General features: G+C 71.3%; 15 protein-coding genes. 6 read left to right on the top strand and 9 right to left on the bottom strand.

Features of this window, described 5'->3' with window-relative positions:
* Positions 1-85: 85 nt before the first annotated feature.
* On the bottom strand, positions 86-949 hold the full coding sequence (locus tag ACMXN5_RS14350; protein ID WP_439675588.1) for a hypothetical protein: 864 nt from the start codon (positions 947-949) through the stop codon (positions 86-88).
* Between the two features lie 181 nt (positions 950-1,130).
* Between ACMXN5_RS14350 and ACMXN5_RS14355 the strand changes: the two genes are divergently transcribed.
* Entirely contained in the window at positions 1,131-2,084 is a 954-nt protein-coding gene (locus ACMXN5_RS14355) for an A/G-specific adenine glycosylase (protein WP_439675589.1), read from the top strand.
* Here ACMXN5_RS14355 and ACMXN5_RS14360 read toward each other — a convergent pair.
* Positions 2,008-3,846 (bottom strand): hypothetical protein, encoded by a 1,839-nt coding sequence (locus ACMXN5_RS14360; protein ID WP_439675590.1) that lies wholly within the window; start codon positions 3,844-3,846, stop codon positions 2,008-2,010. The two genes, ACMXN5_RS14355 and ACMXN5_RS14360, sit on opposite strands and share 77 nt — an antisense overlap.
* Positions 3,847-4,264: 418 nt before the next feature.
* On the opposite strand from ACMXN5_RS14360, the gene ACMXN5_RS14365 reads away from it, so the two are divergent.
* A complete protein-coding gene (locus ACMXN5_RS14365; protein WP_439675591.1) occupies positions 4,265-4,501 on the top strand; it encodes a hypothetical protein in 237 nt (78 codons plus the stop codon).
* Positions 4,502-4,518: 17 nt separating this feature from the next.
* Here the strand turns inward: ACMXN5_RS14365 and ACMXN5_RS14370 are convergent, their stop codons facing one another.
* Together ACMXN5_RS14370 and ACMXN5_RS14375 are read right to left on the bottom strand one after the other, a co-directional pair.
* On the bottom strand, positions 4,519-4,986 hold the full coding sequence (locus ACMXN5_RS14370) for a GNAT family N-acetyltransferase (protein ID WP_439675592.1): 468 nt from the start codon (positions 4,984-4,986) through the stop codon (positions 4,519-4,521).
* 82 nt (positions 4,987-5,068) lie between these two features.
* Positions 5,069-5,803, bottom strand: a complete 735-nt coding sequence (locus ACMXN5_RS14375; RefSeq protein WP_439678007.1) for a GNAT family N-acetyltransferase — start codon at positions 5,801-5,803, stop codon at positions 5,069-5,071.
* Positions 5,804-6,099: 296 nt separating this feature from the next.
* On the opposite strand from ACMXN5_RS14375, the gene ACMXN5_RS14380 reads away from it, so the two are divergent.
* The 3 genes from ACMXN5_RS14380 (at position 6,100) to ACMXN5_RS14390 (ending at position 8,890) form a co-directional block, all read left to right on the top strand.
* Positions 6,100-7,191: a DUF2382 domain-containing protein gene (locus ACMXN5_RS14380; RefSeq protein ID WP_439675593.1), complete on the top strand. Its 1,092-nt coding sequence runs from the start codon at positions 6,100-6,102 to the stop codon at positions 7,189-7,191.
* A gap of 155 nt (positions 7,192-7,346) precedes the next feature.
* Positions 7,347-8,213, top strand: coding sequence for a sterol desaturase family protein (locus ACMXN5_RS14385; protein ID WP_395793853.1), 867 nt, complete (start codon positions 7,347-7,349; stop codon positions 8,211-8,213).
* A complete protein-coding gene (locus ACMXN5_RS14390) occupies positions 8,210-8,890 on the top strand; it encodes a lysoplasmalogenase (protein ID WP_439675594.1) in 681 nt (226 codons plus the stop codon). Before ACMXN5_RS14385 ends, ACMXN5_RS14390 begins: the two co-directional genes overlap by 4 nt.
* A gap of 9 nt (positions 8,891-8,899) precedes the next feature.
* Here the strand turns inward: ACMXN5_RS14390 and ACMXN5_RS14395 are convergent, their stop codons facing one another.
* The 4 genes from ACMXN5_RS14395 to ACMXN5_RS14410 all read right to left on the bottom strand — a co-directional run bounded on the left by ACMXN5_RS14395 (position 8,900) and on the right by ACMXN5_RS14410 (position 12,035).
* On the bottom strand, positions 8,900-9,289 hold the full coding sequence (locus ACMXN5_RS14395) for a tetratricopeptide repeat protein (protein WP_439675595.1): 390 nt from the start codon (positions 9,287-9,289) through the stop codon (positions 8,900-8,902).
* Between the two features lie 51 nt (positions 9,290-9,340).
* Positions 9,341-10,381: an NAD(P)-dependent alcohol dehydrogenase gene (locus tag ACMXN5_RS14400; protein WP_439675596.1), complete on the bottom strand. Its 1,041-nt coding sequence runs from the start codon at positions 10,379-10,381 to the stop codon at positions 9,341-9,343.
* A gap of 143 nt (positions 10,382-10,524) precedes the next feature.
* Positions 10,525-11,277, bottom strand: a complete 753-nt coding sequence (locus ACMXN5_RS14405; RefSeq protein ID WP_379999077.1) for an SDR family NAD(P)-dependent oxidoreductase — start codon at positions 11,275-11,277, stop codon at positions 10,525-10,527.
* Between the two features lie 71 nt (positions 11,278-11,348).
* Positions 11,349-12,035, bottom strand: a complete 687-nt coding sequence (locus tag ACMXN5_RS14410) for a TetR/AcrR family transcriptional regulator (protein ID WP_439675597.1) — start codon at positions 12,033-12,035, stop codon at positions 11,349-11,351.
* A 144-nt stretch (positions 12,036-12,179) separates the two neighbouring features.
* Between ACMXN5_RS14410 and ACMXN5_RS14415 the strand changes: the two genes are divergently transcribed.
* The gene (locus ACMXN5_RS14415) at positions 12,180-14,360 is read left to right on the top strand and encodes an MMPL family transporter (RefSeq protein ID WP_439678008.1); all 2,181 of its coding nucleotides are present in this window, start codon (positions 12,180-12,182) and stop codon (positions 14,358-14,360) included.
* 156 nt (positions 14,361-14,516) lie between these two features.
* Here ACMXN5_RS14415 and ACMXN5_RS14420 read toward each other — a convergent pair whose 3' ends face one another.
* Positions 14,517-17,039: an ATP-dependent Clp protease ATP-binding subunit gene (locus ACMXN5_RS14420; protein ID WP_126639262.1), complete on the bottom strand. Its 2,523-nt coding sequence runs from the start codon at positions 17,037-17,039 to the stop codon at positions 14,517-14,519.
* Between the last annotated feature and the right edge of the window lie 57 nt (positions 17,040-17,096).

The raw sequence follows: 17,096 nt of genomic DNA on the forward strand, positions 1-17,096 counted from the left end.
ACACGGGAAGGGCCCCGGCGCTCGGCGCCGGGGCCCTTCCCGTGGTGTTCTCGTCCCGCGTTCGGATCCCGCCGTGCCGGTCCGGTTACTTGCCGACGGTGGCGGTGAAGATGAACTCGCCGGAGGGCTCCAGGCCCGCCAGCACGCCCTTGGCCCGGTAGGCGGCCTTGTCCGCCGGGGCGGCCTTGGTCTGTCCGCCGTTGGTGGCGCACTGCCGCGCGTCGGAGCGGGTCCAGCCCCAGTCCCGGGTGATCGACACGGCCTGCGAGGCGCCCTGCTGGATCTGGCGCAGGTCGGTGCCCGGGCCGGTCGCGCAGTCGGCCGAACTCCACAGCCGGTCGCTGCCGGACAACACCTCGATGTAGGCGTGGCTCGGCGCGAGGTCGACGTAGCAGGTGGGGCCGGACTCGTTGGTGACGATCACCTTCAGGGCCACGTTCTGCGAGGCGTTGTAGGCGCTCTTGCCCGCCTCCACCGGCTGGATCTGCACCCGGATCATGGCCGGCGTGCACCAGGTGCCCCCGCCCGGTGCGGGCTTGCCGCCACCCGGGACCGTGCCGCCGCCGGGGTTGCCCGCGCCACCCGCCGACTGGCCGGTCTGGCCGCTCTGCCCGCTCTGCCCACCGGGCTGACCGGAGGCGCCGGCCGACGTACCGGCGGAGGTGCCCGAGGTGCCGCCCGGCGTGCCCGTACTCCCGCCCGGGATCGGCGGGTTGGCACCGTTGGTCGGGTTGGCCCCGGGCGTGATGGCGCTCGGATCGGGCGAGACCGAACCCGACGGGATCGGCTTCTTGTCCGAGGCGTTCTTCTTGTCGTCGGAGTCCCCACCGGCAGTGCATGCCCAGGCCACCAGCGCGATCAACAGCGCGAGGGCGAGCAGCACGACGACCCGCCGACGCCAATAGACGGTTGACGGCAGGTGACCCACGGGACGGCGCATCGAGTCCACGCGCAAACTCTAGGGGAGATCGTTACGCCGTCCGGTGTAGCCACACCGTCCGAAGCGTTGGATTTTCCGGCCGTGTCGCGACCGAAGAAGCCCTGGTCGCGGGCCTATTCCGGCATTTGCGGGCAGAAGCCACCGTCACCCGCCCGAGTGACCGCCCGTAACGTGCGAGGATCGGGGGGAGATGTCACACGCACTGCACGAGCCGATCCTCGACTGGTATTCGGCCAACAACCGCGATCTGCCCTGGCGCACCCGCGACGCGTCCGCGTGGGCGGTGGTGGTCAGCGAGTTCATGCTGCAACAGACCCCGGTGGCGCGGGTGTTGCCGGTCTACACGGCCTGGCTGGAGCGCTGGCCCACCCCCGCCGCACTGGCCGCCGACGAGCCGGGCGAGGCGGTGCGGATGTGGGGCCGGCTCGGCTACCCGCGCCGCGCCCTGCGCCTGCACGGTGCGGCGACCGCGATGGTCGACCGGCACGACGGCGAGGTCCCGCGCGCACACGCGGACCTGCTCGCACTGCCCGGGGTCGGCGAGTACACCGCCGCCGCCATCGCCTCGTTCGCGTTCGGACAGCGGCACATCGTGCTGGACACCAACGTGCGCCGGGTGATCGGCCGGGCGATCGACGGCGTCGAGTATCCGCCGCAGGCCACCACGCCGGCCGAACGGCGCACCGCGACCACGCTGTTGCCCGCCACCGCCGAGACGGCGTCGACCTGGGCGGTCGCGATCATGGAGCTCGGCGCGCTGGTGTGCACGGCCAAGTCGCCCAGGTGCGTGGGGTGTCCGATCGCGGCGCTGTGCGCGTGGCGGCTGGCCGGCAAGCCCGCCTACACGGGTCCGCCGCGACGCGGGCAGACGTACGCGGGCACCGACCGCCAGGTCCGGGGCCGACTGCTCGCGGTGTTGCGGGACAGCGCCGAACCGGTGGACCAGGCCGCGTTGGACGCGGTGTGGGACGAACCCGTCCAACGCGCGCGAGCGCTGGACGGGCTGGTCGCCGACGGGCTGGTGGAGCCGTTGGCGGCGGGTGTGTACCGCCTGCCGGCCGGTCCGCTCAGTGACAGTACTTCTTCTCCGCGTCGATCGGATTCGTCGGAATCCGCATCGAATTCCGTTTCACCGAACCGGTGAAATTCTTCCAGAATCGGGACAACGACATCGGCTCGCGGGTCGCTTCCTGAAGTTCGCGAATTCCGCCGCAATTCAGCGCCCGACGGGCCGCCTCGACCTTTGCCGGGTCGACGTTGCGCAGGTCGAGCGGGGTGCCCGGCCGAGTGAAGTCGGCCAGAATCCATTCGATGTAGGTCAGCTTGTCGTGCCCCGACCGGGTGCGGTAGTCGAGGTCGAGGTGTGCGCCGAGCGGATTCGCCAGGCCGAAGATGTCGATCGCCAGACCCGATGTCGGCACCAGGACGGCGGGCTGGCCGAGGGCGCCGTAGACGACCGAATCGGTGACCGGGACATGGTATTTGAGCGGCGCGGACCGGAAGTCGAAGTTCAACATCCAGAACTTGTCGGGCTCGTGGTAGTAGGTCAGATAGACGAACTGCGCGCCGGGCGTCGCCCGATCCGCCTGCCATTCCCTGCCGACCCCTTCGAGCCGCTTCACGAACGCCGCCCGATAGGACGCCGCGGTGACCGGGTTCGACTCGCCCGTCCAGGCCGTGTACCAGGTGCGCGTGTCCTCGATGTTCTTCGGCCCGAACCCCTGGTACGGCACCCGCATCGCGGCCGCGCAGACCAGCGACCACACGGCGAGCGCGGCCGCGGTACCCGCGTACAGCCGTTGCAGCGGCAGCACCAGGACCGGCAGCAGGAAGGCGAAGGTGCCCGGCAGCAGCAGCCGGGCGTGCATGAAGTCGCCGCCGACCACGATCACGTAGCCGAGCAGCACCGTGCCCGCGACCAGCGCGGTCCCGGTCAGCACCCGGATCCGGTAGCGCTCGAAGTCGCCCACCGAGCGGCCGACGGTCGCCAACAGACCGACCGCGACCACGGTCAGCAGCAGCGGCGCCCAGATGTTGTACGGGCTCGCGTAGTCCTCGAAGTACGTCCACCCGCGCCCGACATCGGTCTTGGTGCCCTCCTTGGCGATCGCCGTGTTGGGCAGCAGCACGCCGTAGTAGCCCATCCGAAAGAGCTGGTACAGCACCGGCAGCAGCCCGCCGCACGCCGCGAGCACGGCCAGCCGCTTCCGCGTCGGCCGCAGCAACAGCCAGGCGGCCACCGCGAACACGATGGTGCCGAGCGCGAGGTCGGGCCGCACCAGGACACCCATGCCGAGCGCGAACGAGGTCCACGCCTGGCGGCGGAACGAGGTGTCGCGGTCCAGCCGGACCAGCAGACGCCAGCTCGTGCCCAGCCAGACGAAGATCAGGCCCATCTCCAGGCCCGAGGTGGCGAAGTCCCAGAACGGCGGGAGCGCGGCGATCACGAGCGCGCCGGCGGGCAGCGGCCAGCCGCCGCCGGGCAGGTCGCGGTAGAGCCGGCGAGTGCCCGCCGAGGCCAGCGCCAGGCCGACGACAGCGCAGCCGAGCGAGCCGTAGACCGCGACGGCCACCAGGTCGATCCCGGTCACCCCGCCGACCAGCGCGAGCAGCCACGGCCACAACGTCGAGGTCGCCGCCTCGGCCCGCTCGCCCACGTTGAAATTGGGTCCGTTGCCGTCCAGGATCTGCTGGGAGACGCGGACGAAGATCAGTCCGTCGTCGCCGATCCAGCGCCGCCGAAAGGCGGCCACGCCGAGCAGCAGGGCCGGGACCAGGACGACGGCGAGGGCCCATCCGGTCCGCGCGTCCGGCCGATACCACGGTCTTTGTGGCGATATTTCCGGACCGGAATTCTTCGCGCCCTCGACCGCGTGGTCCTCGACCAAGGCGCCTTCTACGCCCATCGTCCTGCCCCCGAGCTGTTGTGGTTCACACTTCGATCCGCGCGATAATAACATCGGTGAAATACGTGTTCGAATTACCCCCGCCCGAAGCTCGGCAATGCGATCGAAAACTGTATCGACCACCACGCCCGACATCGTCTTTGCGGGCCTATTCTTTTCCAACGTAACGAAATAACCGAGCGAACGCATTACCCGCCCACCCCGGCCCGAGCGACCGACGGTCCGAGGACCACCGGTCCCGGACCGCCCCCTCGCCGCGCGCCCCGCTCCCCCGGCCGCCCGCGACGCGGCGCGGCGTTCTGCCCGGAATACCGGCGCGCGGCCCCCCGACGGGCGAATACTGGTTGTGCACGCGGCGGCTACGCAACGCGATCCGGCCGCGCAGCGCGGCGGTACACCGACAGCGAAGGGGGACGCGGTGATGGAGCACGCCGGCCACGACGAGCGCGGATCGGGCGACGCGATCCAGTGCATGGGCTGCCAGGGCACCGGCCTGGACACCTCGGGTCGGGTGTACCGCAGCCGGCACCGCGAGGTGTCGACGATCTGGGCGGGCACCCGCTGTCCGCACTGCCGGGGCACCGGTTGGCTGCGCAACGGCCCGACCGATCCCCCCGAGGGCTCCACGGGCGGCCCCTGGCGCACCGGCACCTGACTCGGGCGGACCCACCCTCAACCGCGCGCCGCACCACCCGCGACGGGTCGCAGATAACGCCGGAACCCCTGGGCGAGGGCGTCGAACCCACAGGCCCGATAGAAGGCGTGCACCTCGGCGCCGTCGGCGGCGAGAAGTTGCACCTTGTAGCACCCGGCGTCGCCGGCGGCGGTGAGCGCGGCGGCCATCAGCCGCCCGCCGATGCCCCGCCGGCGATGCGACGCGGCGACCACGACGTTCTCCACGAACATGATCGAGTGCCCGCCCCGGGTCAGGTTGGGCAACACCACGCTGTCGACGGTGCCGACGACCGTCCCGTCCAGGTCGGCGACCAGCACCATGCGCCCGCGCTGGGTGGCGATGTCCGCCCAGATCGGATGCGCCTGCTCGATCGGCAACGGCACGTCCCCGGGATGGAATTCGGCGTAGAGCGCGAGCAACCCCGACAGATCCCGGGCGGTCGCCGGGCGGATGGTCATGGTCATGCCGAGAGCCTACAAATCGGGACCGCCCGGGGCACGACGCCCGGCCGCTCCGGGGAGATCCCGGCGGATCGGGCAAAGCCTCCTACCGCCAGGCCGCCGCCTTGACCGGTCGATAGACCATGCCCAGCCCCTGGTACATCCGGACGGCGGCGTGGTTCCACTCGTCGACCATCAGCGCCGCACGCCCGTGTCGGCCCCGGGCCTCGGCCAGTACGAACGCGCACACCATCCGACCCAGCCCGCGCCCACGCGCCGCCGGATCCACCCCGACCCCGGCCAGGAGCCCGATCCCGGGCGCGGACCAGGCGAGCGCCGCCACCGCGAGCAACCGCCCGTCGGCGTCGCGCACCCCCGCCCAGCGCTCCACCCCGGGCATCCCCGGCTTGGCATAGGAGCCGGGGAACCCGGCCTCGATCAGGGCGGCGACCTCGTCCGTCGCGTCCTCCCCCAACCACCGCGCCCGCCCGGCCCCGGCAACCGACGCCGGCGCCCCCTCGGCCAGGTCCATCCACCCGAACGACCCCGCCTCGACCAGGCCGGGCACCCCCGCCACCAGCGCATCGATCCGCTCCGGATCGCCGAAGGGCCGATAACTCGGCCCCACCTCGGCCGACACCTCGCGCACCAGCGGCACCAGCGCGTCCACGGGCCCGTACACCGCCAACCGGTCGTGCCGGCACAACCCCGCCCCGGCCACCACCACGGCCCGCCCGTCCGCGCTCGCCCACGCCCGCCGCCCGCCGGTCAGCCCCTGCGCGACCCAGACACACATCGCGTCACCGCCGCAGCGGCGCACCAGTTCGTCGTGCTCGACCATCTCCCACACCGCACGAATCCTGCCGGAGCGTGCCCGCCCCACCCCCGCCGGGGGCCCCGCGCCGACCACCGCCCACTCACCCACTCGGGTGAAATCCCACCCGCCCGCGCACGAGCCGGCATAGATCGCATTCCCCCAGTTGACGGCGCCGCACCGGGGTACCGCCCGACCCCGTCCCGACCCCTTCCGGTTGTCGCTTCGCCCGATTCGCCGTCTGCTGGAGAACGAAGCTCCCACACGACTACCTCCGGCCGGCGGCACCCCCGCCGCGACTCCGGGAACAGGAGCGTTGGCTCGTGAAGACGAATGTCACCCCCCAGGAACTGATCGGCCGCAAGGTCGTCGATTCCGAAGGCAGCAAGATCGGGACCATCGGCCAGGTGTACCTGGACGACCGCACCGGCGAGCCGGAGTGGGTCACCGTCAAGACCGGCATGTTCGGCGGACGCGAGAGCTTCGTACCGCTGGGCCCGGCCGACATGCAGGGTGACGACCTGCGTGTGCCGTTCGACAAGGAGCTGGTCAAGGAGGCGCCCAGTCTGGGTACCGACGAGCACCTGTCGCCGGAGGAGGAGGCCCGTCTCTACCGCCACTACAGCGTCACACCGTCGGGCGGCATGACCCGCACCGGCACCACCGAAGGCACCGCCGGCACCGCCGCCGCCGGAGCCGCCGGTACGGCCGCCGCCGCGGGCTCCCGGCAGCGGTCCGACATGTCCAAGTCCCAGCTCGCCGGTTCGGACGACGGCTACGAGGAGCTGACCGGCAAACACGACCCGTCGGTGCGGACGAACGATCCGCCGGCCCGGGCCGCGGGCGCCCTGGACACCACGGCCGCGGGCACCGCCGGCGCCGTGAGCGGCCGGACCGCCCGCCCGACCGCGCGGACCGACGCCGGGGCCGCCGGCGCCGCGACCCGGCCCGCCTCCGCCGCCTCGGGCGCCGCCCGGACCGAGGCGACCTCCGGCAAGGCCGGCATGGAGTGGATGACCCGGTCCGAGGAACGCCTCGACGTGCACGTGGAGACGATCGAGGCCGGCCGCGCCGCACTGCGCAAGGTGGTCGAGACCGAGCGCGTCGACAAGGTCGTCCCGGTGATGCACGAGGAGTGGGAGATCGTCCGCGAGCCGATCGACGACTCCAACCGCGGCGCCGCGCTCAAGGGCCCCGACATGCGGGAGAGCGCGCTGGAGATCGTGCTGCACGCCGAGCGGGTCGTCGTGCACAAGGAGGTCGTCCCGGTCGAGCGCATCCGGCTCGTCTCCAAGCGGGTGCAGGGCGAGCAGCGGGTGACCGAGGAGGTCCGCCGCGAGCGGATCGAACTGCACGACGGGGACAAGGTGCAGGTCCTCGACGGCAAGGGCGAACGGCTCGACAAGAACCGGTAACGCCGGCAGCACACGAAGCCCCCGATCATCCCCGGTACATCCCTCCGGCGGCGATCGGGGGCTTTCGCGCGCGGGCCCGCGCGACCCGCACGGCCCGGGAAAATCGCGGGAAATCACCCCTTCCACCCGGCGTTACTCGCCAGTAGGGTCCGAACATGGACCTCACGGTGTTCGCCATTCCGGCCTTCACCCTCCTCCTGGTCGTCGAGTGGGTGTCGTATCGCTTCGCCCCCGACGACGACGAGCGCGGGTATGCGGTGAAGGACACCGCGACGAGCCTGACCATGGGCCTGGGCAGCATCGCCGCCGGCCTCGGCTGGGGTCTGTTGACCGTCCTGGCCTGGGACGGGCTGCACGAGCTGACTCCGTTGCGGCTCCCGCACACGTGGTGGACGTGGGTCCTGGTGATCGTCGGCGTCGACTTCTTCTACTACTGGGAGCACCGCGCCGGTCACGAGGTGCGGCTGCTGTGGGCGAGCCATGTCGTGCACCACTCCAGCCGGCACTACAACCTCTCCACCGCGCTGCGACAGACCTGGACCGGCGCGCACCACATCGTGTTCATCGGGCCGATGTTGCTGCTCGGCTTCCCCTTCGCGATGGTGGTCACGTCCTTCTCGATCAATCTGCTGTACCAGTTCTGGATCCACACCGAGCGCATCGGCAGGCTCTGGAAGCCGATCGAGTACGTCTTCAACACCCCGTCGCACCACCGGGTGCACCACGGTTCGAACCCGCGATATCTGGACCGCAACTACGGCGGCATCCTGATCGTGTGGGACCGGCTCTTCCGCAGCTTCGAGCCCGAGGGCGAGCCGGTGAACTACGGGCTGACCAAGAACATCGAGACGTACAACCCGCTGCGGGTGGCCTTCCACGAATACGCGGCGATCGCGCGCGACGTGCGGGCCGCGCGCACCTGGCGGGTGCGGTTCGGGCGGGTGCTGCGCGGTCCCGGCTGGCAGCCCGCGCCGGCCGCGTCGACGGCCCCGGCGGGCGCCGCCGCCGAGGCCGCGGCGTGAGGGCTCGTGCGCTGCTCGTCGCCTACCTGACGCTGGGCGTCGCCGACTCGGTGCTCGCGGCGGCGGATGTGGACGGGCCTCGCTGGGTCACCAAGACGTTGTTGATGCCGGTGCTGATCGCCTTCGTGTGGGTTGCCGCGCGGCCCGGCACCGAGCACGACCTGCGGCTGCCGATCGGCGCGCTCGTGGGCGGGTTCGTCGGCGACGTGGGGTTGCTGGTGGATCGGGAGGCCACGTTCCTGGTCGGGATGGCCGGCTTCGCCGTCGGGCACGTCTGCTACCTGCTCGCGTTCCGGCGGGTGGGGATCACGCTGCCGCCGTGGCTGCCCGCGGTGTACCTGCTCGCCTGGGGCGCCATGATGGCCACCATCCGCGGCGGACTGGACGATCTACTGGTGCCGGTGCTCGGCTACAGCCTCCTGCTCACCGCGATGGCCGTGTGCGCGGCCGGGGTGGGTCGGCGCACCGGACTCGGCGGCGCGCTGTTCCTGGGCTCCGACGCGGTGATCGCCCTCGGCCTGGCCGATGTCGACCTGTTTCCGGGACAGGCGGCGCTGGTGATGCCCACCTATGTGGCCGGGCAGCTGCTGCTGGCGCTCACCTGGACGAGCCGGCCGTTTCCCGACCGGCACGCCGACGAGGCGGCGGACCCTCGGTCCACCGCCTCGTCGGGTTGAGCGGGTCGGTCAGTCGGCGTACCTGGCCGCAGCCGCGGTGTACTCCGGCTCCGGGTTCATCGCCGCCGCGAGCCGCAGGTACGGCGCCGCCTCGGCCCCTCGGCCGGCCCGCTCCAGGGTGCGGCCGAGCGCGTGGGTGGCCCACGCGTCACACGGGTCCAGCTCGATCACCCGGCGCAGCGTGGCCTCGGCGCGGCGGAGCTGGAGCGAGAGGTAGTACGCCCGCCCGGCCAGTTGCTGCACGGCGACGTTGTCGCGCTCCTCGTCGAGGGCCGGCTCCAACAGGCGCAGCGCACGCAGCGGCTCGCGCTGCTCGACCAGTCCCTCGGCCATGCGGTAGGTCTCCAGGGTCAGCGTCACGTCGGCTCCCTTCGCGATGCTCGTGACGTCGTCGGACACCCGGCAGAACCGAATACCCCGGCCGGGTATTCCATGGGTGCGCGGGCCCGCTCAGGCGCCCGGGACGAGCACCGCGCGACCGTTGATCCGGCCGTGGTGCAGCCGGTCGTACACCTCGGGGGCGTCGTCCAGCGTGAAGGTCTCCACGTGCGCCTTCACCGCGCCGCGGCGGGCCAGGTCGATCAGTTCGATCAGTTCGGCGCGCGAGCCCCAGTACGGGGTGCTGACCGAGCACTCGTACGGGATCAGGCCGAAGCCGACCGGGAGGGTGCCGCCGCCGATGCCGACGATGGTCAGGTCGCTCTCCACGGCGGCGCACTTCGCGGCGAGGTCGACGGTGGGTTGTACGCCGGCGAAGTCGAGCACGAGTTGCGCGCCGCGTCCGTCGGTGGCCTCGCGGACGATGTCGGCGGCCTTGGCGTCGGAGGTGATCGCCATGTGCGCGCCGGAGGTCCGGGCCAACTCCAGCTTGTCCTCGCTCACGTCCAGCGCGATCACCTGCGCGGCGGAGAGCGCACGAAGCAACTGCACGCCGATGTGGCCGAGGCCGCCGACGCCGATCACCACGGCCGTGCTGCCCGCGTACAGCTTGTCCAGCGAACGTTTGATCGCGTGGTACGGGGTCAGCCCGGCGTCGGTCAGCGGGACGGTCCGCACCGGGTCCAGGTCGCCGATCGGGACCAGGTGGCGCGGGTCGTCGATCAGCAGGTAGTCGGCGAGCGCACCGGGGGCGCCCAGGCCGGGCGGGCGGATGCCGAGTTCCGCGGCGCGCGAGCAGTAGTTCTCCCGGCCCTGCGCGCACGCGTGGCAGGTGCCGCAGCCCCACGGCCCGTACACGACGACGGCGTCGCCGATCTCCAGACCGGTGACCCCCTCGCCGAGCGCGGCGACCACGCCGGCGCCCTCGTGGCCCAGGGTGAGCGGGGCGGCGAAGCCGAAGTCGGCGGGCGGGCTGCTCATCACGAAGATGTCGGAGTGGCACACGCCCGCGGCGGTGACCCGGAGCAGTACCTGCCCGGGGCCCGGTTCGGGTGCGGGGATCTCCCGCACCTCGACCGGCTTGCCGAACTCGACGTATTGGACGGCCTTCATGGGTTTCTCCCTTTCCGGCGTACCGACCCCCATGCGGGCGACATGGCTGGTGCTCGGGTGGCACGGTGGGCCGGCGACGTCGTTTCCAGACTAGGACCCGCCAACCGGATGGATTACCGGGGCGGGGTATCCCGACGCGCGTGCTACGGCGCGGTGTAGCCGCCGTCGACCGGGTGGTAGCTCCCGGTGATGAACGAGGCGCGGTCGGAGAGCAGGAAGGCCACCGGTTCGGCGACCTCCTCGGGGGTGCCAAGCCGGCCCATCGGATGCAGCCGGGTCAGCGCGGCGCGCGCCTTCGGGTCGGCGTCGGCGAGCAGCGGGGTCTCGACGAAGCCGGGACCGACCGCGTTGATCCGGATCCCGCGCTGCGCGTACTCGATCGCGGCGGTCCGGGTCAGGCCGAGCACGCCGTGTTTGGCGGCCACGTAGCCGGCCGCGTTCGGGAAGCCGACCACGGCGAGGATCGACGCCACGTTGACGATCGCCCCGCCGCCGCACTCCAGCATCGCCGGGATCTGGTGGCGCATCCCGTGGAAGACACCGCCGAGATCGACGTCGATCACCGTGCGCCAGCCGTCCGCCGGATATTCGCCGGTGAGCGCGTGCGGGCCGGTGACGCCGGCGTTGTTGACCGCGAGGTGCAGGCCGCCGAACGCCGCCACGGTCGCCCGCACCAGCTCCGCCCCGGAGTCCGGGTCGGCCACGTCCACCCGCATGCCTCGGGCGGTGCCGCCGGCCTCGGTGATCTCGGCGGCGACGCGGGCCGCGCCGACGTCGTCGAGGTCGGCGACCACGACCCGGGCACCGTCGGCCGCGAGCCGCCGGGCGACGGCCGCGCCGATGCCGGAGGCGGCCCCGGTGACGATGGCGGTCCTGGCGGCGAAGTCGGCACTCATGCCTTCGATCCTGGGATCCCCCCACCACACCCGCCCGCCGGAGAGGGCCTATCGGGGGACGCCGGCCGGAGCTACAGGCCGTTCAGCGCCACATCGAGGCCGCGGCTGACGATGTCGGCCTTGACGTCGTCCGGGAGCCGGGCCAGTTCCGTGTCGAGGAGCAGCACGCTCAGGCCGTGCACCGCGGACCACATCACCACGTCCGAGTACTTGCGCCGCTCCTGCGGGAGTAGGCCCAGCGCGACCAGTTCGTCCAGCGCCTCGGACATCAGCGCGTACGACTCGTCCGACACGTCGGGCGTGCCGTACGCCTCCCCGTCGTCGCCCTCGACCTCGGCCGTCTGCCGCCGGCCGACCATCGGCTCCTCCTCGGCCCCGCCGAAGAAGATGGTGCGGAACAGGCCGGGTTCGGCGAACGCGAAGCGCACGTAGCCCAGACCCGCCGCGCGCAATCGGCGCATCGCCTCGTCACCGGGGTCCGGGCACGGCTCGCCCTTGGCCAACTCGGCCCGCATCGTCGCCGCGAGCAGCGCCAGGCCGTGGTCCTTGACCGCCACGACCAACTCGTGGTGGTTGGCGAAGTGCCGGTAGGCGGCGGTCGAGGACACCCCCGTCGCCCGCGCCGCCTCGCGCAGCACGATCGCCTGCGGACCGGCCGCCCGGGCCCGCTCCACCGCGGCCTCGGTCAGCGCGTTCCGCAGGTCGCCGTGGTGATACCCGCGTCGGCTCGGCGTACCGGCGGCTTGCTCGCTTGGCATGGTTCTCCATTCGATCCAGCCCCATGTTGACACCGCGCACATTCAATGCAAAGTTATCAACGCCAACATTGTTATCGGCGTCAACATGACTCGCCGGACTCCGCACCCTCCGTTCCCCACGGATCGCATGGAAGGTCGATGATCATGCTCGAACGACTAGGGGACCTGGTCTTCCGCCGAGCGCGCGCCGTGCTCGTGATCGGCACACTGGTGTTGCTCGTCTCGGCCGGGGTGGGCTTCGGAGCCTTCGGCAAGCTGAAGTCGGGCGGGTTCGACGCGCCGAATTCGGCCTCCACCCGGGCCAAGGACGAGATCCAGGAGACCTTCGGCGGTCGCCCGAATCTGGTGATCGAGGTCCGGGCCAAGGACGGCTCCGGCGTGGACACCCCCGCAGTCGCGGACGCCGGACGGCGACTCACCGCCGCCCTCGCCGCCGCGCCGGGCTTCGACCAGGTGGCCTCCTACTGGACCACCAACGCACCCGGCCTCAAGGCCGACGGCGGACGCGGCGCGCTGCTCGTCGCCCACTCGGCCAAGGACGAGATCGCCGAACTGCCCGAGAGCGCGCGACTGCCCGCCGACAGCCCGCTCCGGGTCCGGATCGGCGGCGACACCGCGATCGGCCCGGCGGTCAGCGGCCAGGTCGGCACCAGTCTCGCGATCGCCGAGTCGATCGCCGTGCCGCTGACCCTGCTGCTGCTCGTGCTCGCGTTCGGCAGCCTGGTCGCGGCCCTGGTACCGCTGGTGATCGGCTTCGTCGCGATCATGGGCACGTTCGCCGAACTGTTCGTCCTCGGCAGCCTCACCGACGTGTCGATCTTCTCGATCAACCTCACCACGGCCCTGGGCCTGGGGCTGGCCATCGACTACGCGCTGCTGATCGTGGCCCGACACCGCGAACTGCTGCACGCCGGACACGACCTGCACGACGCGGTGGTGGGCACGGTGCGCACCGCCGGGCGCACGATCGTCTTCTCCGCAGCGACGGTGGCCGCCGCGCTCGCCGTGCTGCTGGTCTTCCCGCAGTACTTCCTGCGCTCGTTCGCCTACGCGGGCATCGGCGTGGTGATCATCTCCGCGCTCGCCGCGCTGATCATCGCCCCGGCCCTGCTGACCGTGCTCGGCCCACGCGTGGAGTCGATGCGCATCCGCGGCATCAAGGGCGTCCAAGGCGGCGAGGCGCCGATCTGGTCCCGACTCGCCGGCTTCGTCACCCGGCGGCCCATGCTGACCGCGCTGCCCGTGGTCGCGGTGCTGCTGCTCGCCGCCTCGCCGCTGCTCGGGGTCACCTTCGGCACGCCCGACGAGCGGGTCCTGCCGACCAGCACCCAGGCCCGCCAGGTCGGCGACACGCTGCGCGCGGACTACAGCCTCGACGACACCCGCTCGCTCGACGTGGTCCTGCTCGGCACCGGCGCCCAGGCCCCGGTGGACGCCTACGCGGGTCGGCTCGCCGCGCTGCCCGGGGTGACCCGGGTGGACACCGCCGGCCCCGACCGGATCCGCCCGAACGCGCGGCTGATCTCGGTGATCACCACGCTGCCCGCCAAGTCGGACGCCGCGCAGGAGCTGGTCCACGACGTACGCGCGGTGCCCGCCCCGAACGCCACCGAGGCCCTGGTCGGCGGCACCGACGCCCGCCTGGTCGACACCAAGGCCTCGATCGGCGACCGCCTGCCGCTCGCCTTCGGGCTGATCGTGCTCAGCACCTTCGTCCTGCTGTTCCTGTTCACCGGGAGCATCCTGCAACCGCTGCGGGCGCTGCTCCTGAACGGGCTCAGCATCACGGCCGCGGTCGGCATCACCGTGTGGGTCTTCCAGGACGGGCACCTGTCCGGCCTGCTCGGCTTCACCCCGCTGCCGATGGACACCTCGATGACGGTGCTGCTGTTCTGCATCGCGTTCGCGCTGTCCATGGACTACGAGGTCTTCGTGACCAGCCGGATCAAGGAACTGCACGACGCGGGCGCGTCCGACGCGGACGCGGTCCGCCAGGGTCTGGGTCGCACCGGTCGCATCGTCACCACGGCCGCTGCGCTGCTCGCGGTGACCTTCGTGGCGTTCCTGACCAGCACCGTGAGCTTCCTGCAACTGTTCGGCTTCGGCGCGGCGCTGGCGATCCTGCTGGACGCCACGCTGGTCCGGGGCGTGCTGGTGCCCGCGGCGATGCGCCTGCTCGGCCGGCACGCGTGGTACGCCCCGCCGGTGCTGCGCAGGCTGCACGCGCGGGTCGGCCTGCGCGAGTCGGCCCCGGAGTCCGGCCCCGCGCTGCCCGCCCGGGCCGGCGCCGAGCGCGACACGGACGTGCCGGGCGCCGTGCGCTGACCTGTGCCGGACACTGCGGCGGCCGGCAGGCTCGCTCACGTACCGCCGCACCCTGTCACGCGGGGGAGGGTGCGGCACACGAAAAGGGGCCGCCCCCGGGATTCGCATCCCGGGGGCGGCCCCTTCGTCACACCTCGCGTCGGCTCGCGCCGGCGACTACTCCTTGGTCAGGTTCGGGCCCGAACCGGTCGCCTCGACGGGCGGCGCGTCCGGCAGCGGTGCCTTCTCCATGCCCTCGAAGGTGAACTTCTCGTCCTTGCCCTCGCCCTCGGTGTCGACCACGATGATCGACCCCGAACGCAGCTCGCCGTAGAGGATCTTCTCGGAGAGGTTGTCCTCGATCTGGCGCTGGATCGTGCGGCGCAGCGGCCGGGCACCCAGCAGCGGGTCGTAGCCCCGCTTGGCGAGCAGCGTCTTGGCGGCCGGACGGAGCTCGATGCCCATGTCCCGGTCGCGCAGCCGCTCGTCCACCTTGGCGATCATCAGGTCGACGATCTGGATGATGTCTTCCTCGGAAAGCTGGTGGAAGACGATCGTGTCGTCGACACGGTTGAGGAACTCGGGACGGAAGTGCTGCTTCAGCTCTTCGTTGACCTTCGCCTTCATCCGGTCGTAACCGGTCTTGACGTCGGACGATCCGGAGAAACCGAGGCCGAAGCCCTTCGAGATGTCCCGCGTGCCGAGGTTGGTCGTCATGATGATGACGGTGTTCTTGAAGTCCACCACCCGACCCTGGGAATCGGTCAGCCGACCGTCTTCCAGAATCTGCAGCAGCGAGTTGAAGATGTCCGGGTGGGCCTTCTCGACCTCGTCGAACAGGACCACCGAGAAAGGCTTGCGACGGACCTTCTCGGTGAGCTGGCCACCCTCTTCGTAACCCACATATCCGGGCGGCGAACCGAACAGGCGCGAGACCGTGTGCTTCTCGGAGAACTCGCTCATGTCCAGCTGGATGAGCGCGTCCTCGTCGCCGAACAGGAACTCGGCCAGCGTCTTCGACAGCTCGGTCTTACCGACACCGGACGGGCCGGCGAAGATGAACGAACCACCGGGACGCTTCGGGTCCTTGAGTCCGGCGCGGGTGCGCCGGATGGCCTGGGAAAGCGCCTTGATGGCGTCCTTCTGGCCGATGACCCGCTTGTGCAGCTCGTCCTCCATGCGGAGCAGTCGCGCGGACTCCTCCTCGGTCAGCTTGAAGACCGGGATGCCGGTGGCGGTCGAGAGAACCTCTGCGATCAGTTCCTCGTCGACCTCGGCCACGACGTCCATGTCGCCGGCCTTCCACTCCTTCTCCCGCTTCGCCTTGTCGGCGAGCAGCTTCTTCTCGCTGTCGCGTAGGGACGCGGCCTTCTCGAAGTCCTGCGCGTCGATCGCGGACTCCTTGTCCCGACGCACGTTCGCGATCTTCTCGTCGAACTCGCGCAGGTCCGGCGGCGCGGTCATCCGGCGGATGCGCATCCGCGAACCGGCCTCGTCGATGAGGTCGATCGCCTTGTCGGGCAGGAACCGGTCGGAGATGTACCGGTCCGCGAGCGTCGCCGCGGCCACCAGGGCCTGGTCGGTGATCGACACGCGGTGGTGCGCCTCGTAGCGGTCGCGCAGACCCTTCAGGATCTCGATCGTGTGCGGCAGGGACGGTTCCGCGACCTGGATCGGCTGGAACCGGCGCTCCAGCGCCGCGTCCTTCTCCAGGTGCTTGCGGTACTCGTCCAGCGTGGTCGCACCGATGGTCTGGAGCTCGCCCCGGGCCAGCATCGGCTTGAGGATGCTCGCCGCGTCGATCGCGCCCTCGGCGGCACCCGCGCCGACGAGCGTGTGCAGCTCGTCGATGAACAGGATGATGTCGCCGCGGGTGCGGATCTCCTTGAGCACCTTCTTCAGGCGCTCCTCGAAGTCGCCGCGGTAGCGGGAGCCCGCCACGAGCGCGCCGAGGTCGAGCGTGTAGAGCTGCTTGTCCTTGAGCGTCTCGGGCACCTCGCCCTTGACGATCGCCTGGGCCAGGCCCTCGACGACGGCGGTCTTGCCGACGCCGGGCTCGCCGATCAGGACCGGGTTGTTCTTGGTGCGGCGGGACAGCACCTGCATGACCCGCTCGATTTCCTTCTCTCGCCCGATGACGGGGTCGAGCTTGCCCTCGCGGGCCGCCTGGGTCAGGTTGCGCCCGAACTGGTCGAGCACGAGGGACGTCGAAGGCGTGCCCTCCTGCCCGCTGCCGCCCGGGGTCGCGGACTCCTTGCCGCTCGAGTAGCCGGAGAGCAACTGGATGACCTGCTGGCGGACCCGGTTGAGGTCGGCGCCGAGCTTCACGAGGACCTGGGCGGCGACGCCCTCGCCCTCGCGGATCAGACCCAGGAGGATGTGCTCCGTGCCGATGTAGTTGTGGCCCAGCTGAAGCGCCTCGCGCAGCGACAGCTCGAGGACCTTCTTCGCACGGGGCGTGAAGGGGATATGACCGGACGGGGCCTGCTGACCCTGGCCGATGATCTCCTCGACCTGCTGACGCACTGCCTCAAGCGAGATGCCGAGGCTCTCCAGGGCCTTCGCAGCGACGCCCTCACCCTCGTGGATGAGGCCAAGGAGGATGTGCTCAGTACCGATGTAGTTGTGGTTGAGCATCCGGGCCTCCTCCTGAGCCAGGACGACAACCCGCCGCGCGCGGTCGGTGAACCTCTCGAACATCGTTATCGCTCCTCAGAGCGGTCGTGCAGATCGGGGACGGTCCCCTCCCTGTCCTTC

The sequence above is a fragment of the Embleya australiensis genome, assembly GCF_051903075.1.
In the GTDB taxonomy this organism is placed as follows: domain Bacteria; phylum Actinomycetota; class Actinomycetes; order Streptomycetales; family Streptomycetaceae; genus Embleya.